This window comes from Nocardioides sp. ChNu-99 (assembly GCF_029493445.1).
In the GTDB taxonomy this organism is placed as follows: domain Bacteria; phylum Actinomycetota; class Actinomycetes; order Propionibacteriales; family Nocardioidaceae; genus Nocardioides.
This window is the reverse complement of record NZ_JAHWBL010000021.1, coordinates 1-12,668: the sequence shown is the minus strand read 5'-3', so window position 1 is coordinate 12,668 and position 12,668 is coordinate 1. Positions and strand designations below refer to the sequence as shown.

Genomic DNA, 12,668 nt, shown 5'->3' with positions numbered 1-12,668 from the left:
CTGGCGCACCCACCTCAACCACCGACGGCTGGCGCGAGCACCTCAACCACCGAGGGCGCTCAGCCCAGCGGGTACGACTGCACGAACTCGGTCAGCCGCTTCAGCTGGTCGGGGTCGGTCGACGGGATGACGCCGTGGCCGAGGTTGAACACGTGGCCCTTGGCGGCGCGGCCGGCCTCGATGACCTCGGCGGCACGGGCGGTCATCACCTCGGTGGGGGCGAAGACGAGCGTGGGGTCGAGGTTGCCCTGCACGCCGCGGTCGCCGACCCGCTCGATGGCGTCGGCCAGCGGGGTGCGCCAGTCGACGCCGACGATGTCGGCGCCCGCGTCGCCCAGGTGGCCGAGCAGATTGCTGGTGCCGACGCCGAAGTGGATGCGCGGCACGCCGAGCTCGCCGATCTGGGCCAGGACGCGGGCGGAGTGGCGCTGCACGTGCTCGACGTAGTCGGCCGGCGTCAGCGCGCCCGCCCACGAGTCGAAGAGCTGCACGGCGGAGGCGCCGGCGCGCACCTGCACCTCGAGGAACGCCGCGGCGATGCCGGCGATCTTGCGCATGAGCGCGTCCCACACGTCGGGGGCGCCGAACATCATGGCCTTGGTGCGCGCGTGCTCCTTCGAGGGCCCGCCCTCGACGAGGTACGACGCCACGGTGAACGGCGCGCCCGCGAAGCCGAGGAGCGGGGTGCCGCCGAGCTCGCGCACCAGCGCCTGCACGGCCTCGGTGATGAAGGGGACGTGCTCCGGGGTCAGGTCGGGGATGGCCTCGACGTCCGCCAGGGTGCGCACGGGCTCCGCGACGACAGGGCCGATGCCGGGCTTGATGTCGAGGTCGACGCCGACGGCCTTGAGCGGCAGCACGATGTCGGAGAAGAAGACGGCCGCGTCGACGCCGTACCGGCGCACGGGCTGCAGCGTGATCTCCGTGGTCAGCGCCGCGTCCATGCACGACTCGAGCATGCCGACGCCCTCGCGCACCTTCAGGTACTCCGGCAGCGAGCGCCCCGCCTGCCGCATGTACCAGACCGGGGTGTGCGGCACCGGCTCCCCACGGGCCGCCTTGAGGAAGGCGGAGTCGGCGAGGCGGAGGTCGGGAGCGGGGGTGCGGGACACCCCACGATCCTCGCAGGTCAGGCGGCGTGGCGCACGGGCGACCTCGGGCGGGAGGCTTACCGTGAGCCCCATGGTGGCAGGACACGACGCGCGTCCCGGCTCCGCATCGGGTCCGGCGCCGCGCGCCTTCACCGAGGCGGTCGCGGCGCTGCGCAGCGCACGGGTGCGCCCCGAGGTGCACCTCGAGGAGATGGGCGCCCCGCAGCGGATCGCGCCGTACGCGGTCGCACTGACCGGTGACGTCGAGGTCGACGAGGACGAGGTCGCGACCGGCCGCATCATCCTGCTGCACGACCCGGCCGGCAACGACGCGTGGGACGGCACGTTCCGCTGCGTGACCTACGTGCGCGCCGACATCGACGGCGAGCTCGCCACCGACCCGCTGCTCGCCGAGGTCGGCTGGTCGTGGCTCGAGGAGGCGCTCGCGGCGCACGGTGCGGGGTACGCCGCCGCGGCCGGCACCGTCACGTGCGTCACCACCCAGAGCTTCGGCCAGATGGCCGGCGAGGAGACGACCGCGCAGATCGAGGTGCGTGCCTCCTGGACCCCGTCCGGCCTCGACCTGGACAGCCACGTCGAGGCGTGGGCCGAGCTGATGTGCACCGCCGGCGGGCTGCCGCCCGTGCCCGACGGCGTCGCCGTCATGCCGAGCCGGCGCGGCCAGCGGGGCAGGTCGTGAGCGAGGAGTCCGCCGCCAAGAACACGACCCCCGGTACGACGGACGCCCCCGCCCCCGAGCAGGCCCCCGCGGAGGCCCCCGAGCAGGCCCCCGCGGAGGAGGAGGCGCCCCCGGCGCCGCTGCTCGAGCTGCGCGAGCCGCTGACCGACGTCATCGACACGCCGGCGGCGCTCGCGGCGTACTGCGAGGCGCTGGCCGCCGCGACCGGCCCGGTCGCGATCGACGCGGAGCGCGCGTCGGGCTACCGCTACTCCTCGCGCGCCTACCTCATCCAGCTGCGCCGCGAGGGCGCCGGCAGCGCGCTCGTCGACCCCATCGCGTTCGACTCGCTCGCCCCCGTGCAGGAGGCGATCGGCGACGCGGAGTGGATCCTCCACGCCGCCACGCAGGACCTGGCGTGCCTCGCCGAGGTCGGGCTGCGCCCCACGTCGCTCTTCGACACCGAGCTCGCCGGGCGCCTCCTCGGCCACCCGAGGGTCGGGCTCGCGAGCCTGGTGGAGACGCTGCTGGGCCGGCGCATGCGCAAGGAGCACTCGGCCGTCGACTGGTCGAAGCGGCCGCTGCCGCGCCCGTGGCTGGAGTACGCCGCCCTCGACGTCGAGGTGCTCCTCGAGCTGCGCGCCCTCCTGGTCACCGAGCTGGCCGAGACGGGCAAGACCGAGTGGGCGCGCCAGGAGTTCGAGCACCTCCTCGACTTCACCCCGGCCGTGCGCGCCGAGCCGTGGCGCCGGGTGTCGGGCAGCCACCGGCTGCGCGGGCGCCGCGCCCTCGGCGCCGTGCGCGAGCTGTGGACGACCCGCGACGAGATCGCCCGCACCCGGGACGTCACCCCGGGCCGCGTGCTGCCCGACGCCGCGATCATCGCCGCCGCCGAGGCCATGCCGACGACCCGCGCGGCGCTGCTCGCGACCCCGGGCTTCAAGGGCCGCGGCGCCGACCGGTACGCCGCCCGCTGGGTCGCCGCCGTCGAGGCCGTGCTGGCCATGCCGGAGTCGGAGCTGCCGGCGCGCGTGCCTCGCGGCGACGGTCCCCCGCCCCCGCGGGCGTGGGCCGACAAGGACCCGGTCGCGGCCCGCCGCCTCGTGCTCGCGCGCGAGCGCACGGTCGCGCTCGCCGAGGAGCTGCACCTGCCGGTGGAGAACCTGCTGACCCCCGACTACCTGCGCCGGCTCGTCTGGACGCCGCCGGCCACCCGGGTACGCGCGGACCTGCTGGTCGCGGTCGGCGAGCAGCTCGCGTCGTACGGCGCGCGCCCCTGGCAGGTCGAGCTCACCGCCCCCGTGCTGACCGACGCCGTGCTCGACGGCGACGTCGAGCCCCCGGTCACCTCGCCCGACGAGGCGGCCGCGGCCGCCGACGACTGAGCCGGCCGCCGGAGCGATCGGAGCGACCGGTGCCGGTCACTCCTCCGCGGGGGTGCCGCCCAGCACGAGCTGCGACTCCTCGTCGATCTGGCCCGTGATGGCCTCGATCGTGTCGGGGTTGAGGATCGCGAGGTTGAGCAGGTCCTCCAGGTAGGGCTCCACCGCGGCGTCGAGCGCGGCGCGGTCGGGCACCGGCGGCAGGAACGTCGTGTAGCGCAGCGCGTCGAAGAAGACCGAGGAGTTGAGCGGCATCGCCTCGGGCTGCAGGTAGGCGTCGGACTCGGCGACCTCGACGTTCGACGGCACGAAGTAGCCCGTCTCGGCGACCGGGGTCATCGCGTCGGCGGAGACCAGGTCGACGATCGTGTCGGCCGCGGCCTCGACGTTCTCCGAGCCGGCCGAGACGCAGATGCCGTCGGCCGTGCCGACCGTGGCGCGCTCGCCGACCTCCGGCGTCATCATCACCTCGAACTGCAGGCCCTCGACGGCACGCAGCTGCGGCACCAGGGAGCGGGGGCCGATCATCATCCCGAGCCGGCCGCCGGTGAACCACTCGAGCGGGTCGGCCTGCGCCAGCTCCTCCGGCGTCAGGGTGACGGCGGCCTGGCGCAGCACCGACAGGATCGGCACGAGCGCCTCGACGGTGCCCTCCTGCGACAGCGCGAGGCTGGTCGGCTCGGGCGCGTCCTCGAAGACCTGCCCGCCGCCCGACAGCACGAACGGGGACAGCTGGTCGAGGGTGGGCGCGACGTGCACGCCCTTCGTGCCGGCCACCGGGTCGCTGGCGAACGCGGCGGCCGCCTCGAACTCCTCCAGCGTCCAGCGGACCCCGTTGGGCGTGTCGAGGCCCTGCGCGGCCATCGCCTCGAAGTCGACGAGCGCGGGGTTGTAGTAGACGACCAGCGGGTCGATGGCGTACGGCATGCAGAGCAGCCGGTCGTTGACCGTGAAGGCGCGGACGCCGTCGAAGGAGAAGCCGTCGCCGAAGTCGAGCTCGCGCGCCTGGAGGTAGGAGTCGACCGGCTCGAGCAGGTCGGCGTCGTCGAGCCACGCCAGGTCCTCGCTCGAGGCGAAGAAGAGGTCGGGCAGCGGCTCGCCCGCGGCGACGGCCTCGCGCAGGCTGGCCGAGCCGTCGCCGGTCACGGTGACCTGGCGGGTCTCGGTGTCGGCGTTGACGGTCTCGACGGCGCTCGTCAGCCCGGCGGCGACCGGGGCGGGCAGCCCGTAGAGGCCGAGGCCGAGGGCGGCGGGCGTCTCGTCGACCGGCGGCTGCGGCTCCGTGCCGCCGCCGTCGTCGTTGCAGGCGCTCAGCGCGGTCGCGACCAACGCCAGCGAGACGGCGCTGGTCCATCGAGCCATCCGGCGACGCTGCACGGGCAGAACTCCTCTCCTGCCCCGTTCCCGAGGCCCCCGGTCAACGATACCGGCCGGTCACCTTCGGGTACGGCGGGGAGGTGGCGGTGCACCGGACCGGGAGCGCCTCACGGCGCGTGGCCGCTCGAAGCGGCTTCCATTGGGACCCGGGGCTGCCACGGCCCGGTGCACCGACGTCGATCGTACGACGCACCCGGCGCCCGCACGAGGGTCAGCCGGTCAGGCGGTGGAACCGCTCGAAGTCGCGCTGGTCCCCCGCCTTCCACAGCGGGACGCTGGCCTTCAGCACCAGCGTGAGGGCGACGACGAACTCGGGGTCGTGCAGCGCCTCGCCGAACAGCTCGTTGATGCGCTTCCAGCGGTAGCGCACCGTCTGGGCGTGCACGCCGAGCCGGGCGGCGATGGCCGGCGCGCTGTCGCGCGACTCCAGCCAGGCGAGCAGCGTCTCCGACAGGATCTCTCGCGAGTTCGGCGTCTCGGCCAGCAGCGGCGACAGCAGGTCCTGCACCATGCCCTGGCGCAGCAGCGGCTCGGCGTGCAGCCACAGCTGGGTGCGGTGCTCGGCGCAGCGCAGCACCGCACCGTCGGGCACCACGCCGCTGGCGGCGAGGGCCAGCGTCGTGCGCACCCACCGCAGCGCGTCGCGCAGCTCGCCGGGGCCCACCGCCCAGCCGACGCCGAGCCGGTTGCCGCCGCCCGTGACGACGGGGTCGAGCACCTCGAGCACCTCGTCGACCTCCGCGGCCGGCACGAGCAGCAGCAGGCCCGAGGCGTCGGGGCGCACGAGCACGCGGTCGAGCAGGCGTGAGCCCGCGAGCAGCCCCCGCACCTCCTGGCGCAGGTGGGTCGCCGCCTCCTCGCCCGCCTCCCGGTCGCCGTGCTGCAGCCCGGCGACGACGACGCGCTCCGGCACCCGCCACTGGGCCGCGGTCGCGAGCGTCCGCAGGCCCTCGCCCTCGGTGCCCCGCAGCAGCGCGTCGAAGAGCCGGCGCCGGGCGCGGCCCCGGTCGGCCTCGAGGCGGCGGCGGGCGACGTCGTACCCGATGCGGGTCTGCTCCACGAGGTGGTCGAGGTAGGCGAACATGCGGTCGCCCAGCACGCCGAGGGCGTGCGCGGAGAGGCCGTGGGTGCGGGCCAGCGAGCGCAGGTGGCGCCAGGCGTCCTGGGTCGCGATGCGGAACGCGGCCTGCGTCGCGTCGAGGTCGCCCTCCTCGAGCGCCTCCCCCTGGCCCATCTGGCGGAACATGTCGTCGACCCGCGCGTTCGGGAACGGCCGGCCCTCGGTCACGGCCAGCGGGTGCTCGATCGCCGCCACGACGGCGTCCTCGATGAGCCGGTGCCGGCGCCCGTCGGGCGGCCCGGCGTAGCTGGCGACCTTGTCCTGGATCTCGTCGGCGATCTCCGCCGCGAGGTCCGCCGCGACCGCCCGCGCAGCCGTGGCCAGCCGCGCCAGCGCCGCGGCGTCGTCCCCCTTGATCGGCAACGTCACGCTTCCCATGCCTGCTCCCCCATGTGCCTCTCTCCTCCCGTGTCCTGCTCGCCGACCCGTCGCACCGATCTCCCGCCCGGTGCGACCGGGCCGTTCACACCAGCACGCCGGCTCCCGCCAGCAGCAGCCCCACCACCGCGAGCGCGAGGCCCGCGACCCGCAGCGCCCGCACCCGCCCGGGCAGCGCCCGCAGCGCGGCCAGGAACCGCTCGACGCGCTGCACGGCCAGGTCGGGCAGACGTACGACGGGCCCGCCCGCGGTGGGCGGGCGCGCCCCCTCACCCGTGCTCAGCCACAGCGCGGCCTCGCCGGGCGCCGCGCCCCAGGTGCCCGGCCCGGCGACGCAGGCGACGGTGCGCCCGGTGGCCCGCAGGTCCGTCACGACCGCGCGCCAGCCGTCGGCGTCGTCGGCCGGGGTCACCTCGCCCGACGTCTCGGAGGCGATCCGCTTCGCCTCGAGGTCGCCCGCCGCGCTGACGAGGCGGGTCGTCAGGCCCGCGTCGGCCAGGCGCACCAGGGCGCCCGCCGCCTCGGGGCGCACGCGCTCGGCGACGGTGATGCAGCCGAGGGTGCGGCCGTCGACCTCGACGGCCACCGTGTGCCCGCCCGTCGCGACCGGCGGCGCGGTCACCCCGATCCACCGGGGGTCGCCGACGCGCACGGGGTGGCGGTCGACCGCGCCCTCGATGCCGGCGCCGGGCACGCGGCGCACGTCGGTCACCCGCCCGCTGCTCGACAGGCGGGCGATGGCCCGGGCGACGGGACCCTCCCCCTGGTGCTGCAGCGCCCCGGCGAACCACCGCAGGTTGCGGTCGTGGTCGGGCTCCACGGGCTCGACCGCCACCACCTGCAGCTCGCCGTCCGTCACGAAGCCGCTGACGTCCGCGACCAGGGCATCGACGCGGCGGGCGACGGCGAGCAGCGCGCCCCCGCGGGGCAGCACCACGCCGTCCGCGCGCAGCGGCGCCAGCGCGATCGTCTCGGCGAGCAGCACGAGGAGCACCGCGGCGAGCAGCAGCACGGCGGCAGCGGCGACCAGGGCCGTGGTCCGTCGCCGAGCTCGACGACCCGACGGCCGAGCCCACGGTGAAGCGCAACCGGTTCGCCGCCGACCTCCGGCTCGTCGACGACGTGTGGCTGCTGGAGGACCTGCAGCAGGTGGCGGTGACGCTGTGAGCGCCGCCCTCCCCGCCGTCCTCCCCCTCCTGCGCCGCGGTGCCCCGTGGGTCGCCTCGGCCGCGCTCGCCGCGGTCGGCGTCGTCGGCCTCGTCCAGGCCGACGAGGTGCGCTCCACCCCGTCGGCCGAGAACACCGCGCTCGTCGACGCCGCCACCACCGCCGAGGTGCAGGCGGCGCTGACGCAGGGGCTGGGCAAGGTGCTCAGCTACGACCACGCCGCGCCCGATGCGACGACCGCCGCGGCCGACGCGCTGCTCACGGGCGCCGCCCGCGAGGAGTTCGACACCCTGTACGCCGGTCTCGCCGAGCGCGCCGGGGACCAGGAGCTGGTGCTCTCGGCGCGGGTGCAGTCGGTCGCGGTGCGCGAGCTGACGGGCGACACCGCCCGGGCGCTGGTGTTCCTCGACCAGACGAGCACGCGGGCCACCGACGAGGAGAGCACCGTCTCCGCGGCCCAGCTCGCCGTCGTCGCCGAGCGCGACGGGTCGACCTGGACCATCACGGAGCTGACGCCGCTGTAGTGCGCGGTGGCGCTCAGGCGGTGGTCACGCGAGGGTGCCGGCGAGCTCGAGGTGCCCGGCGTGCTCGAGCTGCTCGGAGAGGGCGAGCACGCGCTCGGTCTCGTCCTCGGCCACCTCGAGCGCGGCGCGGCCGACGGCCACGACGCGGGCGAAGGCCGCGGCGCGCAGCAGCACGTCGGCGAACTCGCGCTCCGCGATGCCGCGCAGCACCTCGTCGATCATCCGGCGCAGCTCGTCCGGACCCGGGGGCTCGGAGACGCCCGCCACGACGCGGGCCAGGGGGGCGCGCAGGCGCCCGGCGTCGAACTGGCGCGCGGCGCCGACGGGGTCGGCGTACACCCACGAGCGCAGCGCGTAGAGGCGCCACAGGCACCCCGACAGGGTGTCCGCGCCGGCGCCGGACCACAGCTCGGCGAGGGTCTCGAGGCCCTCGGTGTCGGCGAGCCGCACGACCCGGTCGGCCAGCGTGCTGTCGTCGGTGGCGGCGGCGCCGCGCACCAGCAGGTGGGCGGCACGGTCGGCGGCCGCGGTCAGCTCGGCGGGGTCCGGGCCCCCGTTCCGCGCCTCGAAGAACGCGGAGCCGGGCCGGGTCGGGCGGTGGTGCGGGCGCGGCTGCTCGGTCATCGCCCCAGCCTAGGACGGGCGCGGGAGCGCGCCGGGCGCACCCGCGGACGCACGCTCAGCCCGCGAGCGCCTTGCGGATGCGGGCGTCGCTGACGGGCACCGCCGTGCCGAGCTGCTGCGCCCACAGCGACACCCGGTACTCCTCCAGCAGCCACCGCACGGTGCGCAACGCCTTGCCGGGCGGGCGGCCCGCGGGCAGCGCCGCCACCTGGTGCGCCCACGCGGCCTGCAGGTCGCCGATCTGCGCCATCAGCTGCCGGTCGCGCGACAGCGCCGTCGTGCCACCGGTGACGAGGCGCTCGTGGCGCTCCTCCATGGCCCGCAGGTACGTCGGGTAGCGACGCAGCTGCGCCGGCCCCGCCTCGCCCACGAAGCCCGGACCGACGAGCCGGGCGAGCTGGGCCTTCAGGTCCGTCAGCGAGGTCAGCAGGTGCATGTCGGCGCGGCCGGTGAGCCGCTTGTCGACGGCGCGGTGGGCGGCGAGGGCCCGGCCGACGTCGGCGACGACGCCGCGCACCCGCGGCTCGAGGTCGGTGCGCACGGCGGCGAGCAGCGCGTCGTACGCCGCCTGGTCCCGCACCGCGGGCCGCGCGTCGACGGCCTCCCCGACCACGGCGGCGCGGCAGTCCTCCAGCAGCTCCGCGGTCGAGGGGTACGGCGAGCCCACGAGCCCCAGCTTGTCGGTCGTCGACAGCCCGTCGGCGACCCGCTTGAGCAGCCCGGGCTCGGCCTCCTCCAGCGCCAGGAGCAGCAGGCGCCGCACGCCGAGGCGGTGGCGGGCCTCCTGCTCGTCCTTCGAGCCGACGACCCGCAGCGCCACCGACGCGCCCTCGTCGTCCAGCGTCGGGAAGCCGCGCACCTCGTGGCCCGCGCGCTGCTGGGTGAAGGACGGCTCGATGGCGCCGAACACCCAGGCGGTGGCCCCGGTGACGGTCTGGCCGGCGTCGGCGGCGACGTCGGCGATGGCCTGCTCCAGCGAGGGGCGCAGGGGCTCGGCGAGACCCGCGAGGTCCTTGCCGCGCGACACCTCGCCACCGGTCTCGTCGACGACGCGGAAGGTGGGCCGCAGGTGCGGGGCGACCTTCGACCAGTCCCACGCCTCGCGCGGGATGATCGCGCCGGTCGTCGAACGGGCGTAGCGCTCGAGCGCGTCGAGCAGCGGCTCCTCCCCCGGCGGCGTCTCGGCGAGGAAGCGGCGGGCGTGGTCGGGCGCGGGCACGAGCGCGGTGCGCAGGTTCTTCGGCAGCGAGCGGATGAGCGCGGTCACCAGCTCCTCGCGGAGCCCGGGCACGTTCCACGAGAAGTCGCCGGGCTCCAGCTGGTTGAGCGAGGCCAGGGGCACGTCGATCGTCAGGCCGTCGTCGGCCGCGCCGGGCTCGAAGTGGTAGCTGATGGGGAACGTCAGGTGCCCGCCGCCCGCGCCCGTCGCGCTCCACTGCTCGGGGTAGTCGTGCGCCCGGATCTCCTCGGCCGAGGAGTGGGTGAGCATCGACGGGTCGAAGACGAGGAGGTCGGGGCGCTTCTGCCGCTCCCGCTTCCACCACTGGTCGAAGTGGGCCGCGCTGACGACGCTCGCGGGCACGCGGGCGTCGTAGAACTCCAGCAGGGTCTCCTCGTCGACCACGATGTCGCGGCGCCGCGCCCGGTGCTCCAGCTCCTCGGCCTCCGCGAGCAGGCGCTGGTTCTCCACGAGGAACCGGTGGCGCCCGGTCTCCGCGGCGCCCCACTCGCCGAGCACGAGGGCGTGGCGCAGGAACAGCTCGCGCGCCAGCGGCGCGTCGACGCGGCCCAGCTGGACCGTGCGGTCGACGACGAGCGGCACGCCGTACAGCGTCACGCGCTCGTTCGCCACGGCGCTGCCGCGCTTCTTCGACCAGCTCGGCTCGGAGTAGGTGCGCTTGACCAGGTGGGCGCCCGCCCGCTCGGCCCACGCGGGGTCGATGGCCGCGGCCTGCCGCGCCCAGAGCCGGCCGGTCTCGACGAGCTCGGCGGCCATGACGAACGGTGGGTTGCGGCCCTTGAGGACGCTGCCGGGGAAGATCGCGAAGCGGGTGCCGCGCGCACCGAGGTACTCCCGCGGGCCCGGACGACGGCCCTTCTGCCGCTCCTTGGCGCGGGTGCCGTCCTCGCGCTCCTCGAGCAGGCCGATCTGCGAGAGCAGCCCCGACAGCAGCGCCTGGTGGATGCCGTCGGCGTCGGGCTCCTCGGCGGGCGTGCCGATCTCGACGCCCATCTCCTTGCAGACCTGCCGCAGCTGCGACTCGAAGTCCTGCCACTCCCGCACCCGCAGGTAGTTGAGGAACTCCGCCTTGCACATCCGGCGGAACGCGCTGCCGGACAGGTCGCGCTGCTGGCGCTTCAGGTGGCGCCACAGGTTCAGCCAAGTGAGGAAGTCGCCCGACTCGTGCTTGAACCGGGCGTGCGCCTGGTCGGCCTGCGCCTGCTGCTCGGCGGGGCGCTCGCGGGGGTCCTGCAGGCTGAGCGCGGCGGCGATGACGACGACCTCGCGCACGCAGCCGAGGCGCTCGGCCTCGATGATCATGCGCGCCAGCCGCGGGTCGATCGGCAGGCGGGCCAGGCGGCGGCCCACGTCGGTGAGCCGGTGCCGCGGCGCCTCGCCGCGGGGGCGCTCCGCGCCCTCGTCGGGTACGACGCCCGCCAGCGCCCCGAGCTCCTCGAGCAGCTGCGTGCCGGCCGTGACGTTGCGGCGGTCCGGCGGCTCGACGAAGGGGAAGCGCGCGATGTCGCCGAGCCCGAGGCTGGTCATCTGGAGGATGACGCTGGCCAGGTTGGTGCGGAGGATCTCCGGGTCGGTGAACTCCGGGCGGGACTCGAAGTCCTCCTCGGAGTAGAGGCGGATCGCGATGCCCTCGGCCACGCGCCCGCAGCGCCCGGAGCGCTGGGCCGCGCTCGCCTGGCTGATCGGCTCGATGGGGAGGCGCTGCACCTTGGTGCGCGCCGAGTAGCGCGAGATGCGCGCGACGCCGGAGTCCACGACGTACCGGATGCCCGGCACCGTCAGCGACGTCTCGGCGACGTTGGTGGCGAGCACGACACGGCGCCGCGACCCGCTCGGCGAGAACACGCGGTGCTGCTCCGCCGACGACAACCGGGAGTAGAGCGGCAGCACGTCGACCCCGCGGGGGCCCTGCACCTTCGCCAGGTCGCCCAGCGCCTCCGCGGTGTCGCGGATCTCCCGCTCGCCCGGCAGGAAGACCAGCACGTCGCCGGGGCCCTCCGCGGACAGCTCCTTCACCGCGTCGACGACCGCCTCGGTCTGGTCGCGGACGATGACCTCGCCGTCCTCGTCGTCCTCCGGCGTCTCCATGAGCGGGCGGTAGCGGACCTCGACGGGGAAGGTGCGCCCCGACACCTCGATGATCGGGGCCGGCTTGCCCGAGCGGTCGGCGAAGTGGGCCGCGAAGCGCTCGGGGTCGATCGTCGCCGAGGTGATGATGAGCTTCAGGTCGGGGCGCCGCGGCAGCAGGCGGCGGAGGTAGCCGAGCAGGAAGTCGATGTTGAGGCTCCGCTCGTGGGCCTCGTCGATGATGATCGTGTCGTAGCGGCGCAGGTCGCGGTCGCGCTGCAGCTCCGCCAGCAGGATGCCGTCCGTCATCAGCTTCACGCGGCTGCTGCGGGAGGTCTTGTCGGTGAAGCGCACCTGGTAGCCGACGAGGTCGCCCAGCTCGGTGCCCGTCTCCTCCGCGATGCGCTCGGCCACCGCGCGCGCCGCGATCCGGCGGGGCTGGGTGTGGCCGATCAGGCCGCCGCGACGGCGGGTGCGTCCGTCGCGACCGACGTGCTCGCTCGCCTGCCCGCGCCCCAGCTCGAGGCAGATCTTCGGCAGCTGGGTCGTCTTCCCCGAGCCCGTCTCGCCGGCGACGATGACGACCTGGTGGTCGCGGATCGCGGCCGCGATGTCCTCGCGGCGCGCCGAGACCGGCAGCTGGGGTGGGTAGTCGATGCGCACAGCCCGCCCATTCTCCCCGACGGACCCCAGCGGCGCGAACGGGTTCCCTCCTGTCCTGCGCCCGGGTCCCGTTCGTGGTGGCAGCGCCAGGCTTTCCGCGGCGCTGCCACCACGAACCGGGTCAGCTGCCGGGTGCCTGAGCCCCCGGCGGCACCTGCCCACCTGGCGGCACCTGCCCACCGGGCGGCACCTGGCCACCGGGCGCGAACTGGCCGCCCCGACCCCCCGGTCCGCCCTGGCCGGCCTCGTCCGCGCCGTCGCTCACCGCCCCGAGCGCCACGGCGCCCCCGGCGCCGAGGACCACGCTCGCCAGGGCCACGGCGGCCGTCGCCCGCAGCGCCATCGCGCGCTGGCGC

Annotated in this window: 9 protein-coding genes and 1 pseudogene; 3 read left to right on the top strand and 7 right to left on the bottom strand. The window is 75.7% G+C overall.

Annotation, left to right across the window (positions count from 1 at the left end; genetic code table 11):
* Positions 1–59 precede the first annotated feature (59 nt).
* Positions 60–1,112, bottom strand: a complete 1,053-nt coding sequence (gene hemE / locus KK617_RS09025) for a uroporphyrinogen decarboxylase (protein WP_277499590.1) — start codon at positions 1,110–1,112, stop codon at positions 60–62.
* Between the two features lie 70 nt (positions 1,113–1,182).
* On the opposite strand from hemE, the gene KK617_RS09020 reads away from it, so the two are divergent.
* Both KK617_RS09020 and KK617_RS09015 read left to right on the top strand, forming a co-directional pair.
* Complete coding sequence (locus KK617_RS09020; RefSeq protein ID WP_277499588.1) at positions 1,183–1,791, top strand: DUF3000 domain-containing protein; 609 nt, start codon at positions 1,183–1,185, stop codon at positions 1,789–1,791.
* Positions 1,788–3,155, top strand: a complete 1,368-nt coding sequence (locus KK617_RS09015) for an HRDC domain-containing protein (RefSeq protein WP_277499586.1) — start codon at positions 1,788–1,790, stop codon at positions 3,153–3,155. Before KK617_RS09020 ends, KK617_RS09015 begins: the two co-directional genes overlap by 4 nt.
* A 36-nt stretch (positions 3,156–3,191) precedes the next feature.
* On the opposite strand, the gene KK617_RS09010 is transcribed toward KK617_RS09015, so the two are convergent.
* From KK617_RS09010 to KK617_RS09000, 3 genes are all read right to left on the bottom strand, one after another.
* Positions 3,192–4,514 carry an extracellular solute-binding protein gene (locus KK617_RS09010; RefSeq protein WP_277499585.1) on the bottom strand — a complete coding sequence of 441 codons (1,323 nt, stop codon included), beginning with the start codon at positions 4,512–4,514 and terminating at the stop codon, positions 3,192–3,194.
* Between the two features lie 226 nt (positions 4,515–4,740).
* Positions 4,741–6,027 carry a helix-turn-helix domain-containing protein gene (locus KK617_RS09005; protein WP_277499584.1) on the bottom strand — a complete coding sequence of 429 codons (1,287 nt, stop codon included), beginning with the start codon at positions 6,025–6,027 and terminating at the stop codon, positions 4,741–4,743.
* Between the two features lie 85 nt (positions 6,028–6,112).
* Entirely contained in the window at positions 6,113–7,039 is a 927-nt protein-coding gene (locus KK617_RS09000) for an HAD family hydrolase (protein ID WP_277499582.1), read from the bottom strand.
* Between the two features lie 151 nt (positions 7,040–7,190).
* Here KK617_RS09000 and KK617_RS08995 point away from each other — a divergent pair, with 151 nt between their 5' ends.
* Positions 7,191–7,718 (top strand): hypothetical protein, encoded by a 528-nt coding sequence (locus tag KK617_RS08995; RefSeq protein ID WP_277499581.1) that lies wholly within the window; start codon positions 7,191–7,193, stop codon positions 7,716–7,718.
* Positions 7,719–7,742: 24 nt separating this feature from the next.
* On the opposite strand, the gene KK617_RS08990 is transcribed toward KK617_RS08995, so the two are convergent.
* From KK617_RS08990 to KK617_RS08980, 3 genes and pseudogenes are all read right to left on the bottom strand, one after another.
* A complete protein-coding gene (locus tag KK617_RS08990; protein ID WP_277499580.1) occupies positions 7,743–8,342 on the bottom strand; it encodes a hypothetical protein in 600 nt (199 codons plus the stop codon).
* Between the two features lie 55 nt (positions 8,343–8,397).
* On the bottom strand, positions 8,398–12,312 hold the full coding sequence (gene hrpA / locus KK617_RS08985) for an ATP-dependent RNA helicase HrpA (RefSeq protein WP_277499578.1): 3,915 nt from the start codon (positions 12,310–12,312) through the stop codon (positions 8,398–8,400).
* 121 nt (positions 12,313–12,433) lie between these two features.
* Positions 12,434–12,668: pseudogene (locus KK617_RS08980) on the bottom strand (hypothetical protein); the annotation flags it as partial.

Coding starts and splice junctions, on each gene's coding strand:
- KK617_RS09020 (WP_277499588.1), top strand. CDS start 1,183: ATGGTGGCAGGACACGACGCGCGTCCCGGCTCCGCATCGGGTCCGGCG.
- KK617_RS09010 (WP_277499585.1), bottom strand. CDS start 4,514: ATGGCTCGATGGACCAGCGCCGTCTCGCTGGCGTTGGTCGCGACCGCG.
- KK617_RS09005 (WP_277499584.1), bottom strand. CDS start 6,027: ATGGGAAGCGTGACGTTGCCGATCAAGGGGGACGACGCCGCGGCGCTG.
- KK617_RS08990 (WP_277499580.1), bottom strand. CDS start 8,342: ATGACCGAGCAGCCGCGCCCGCACCACCGCCCGACCCGGCCCGGCTCC.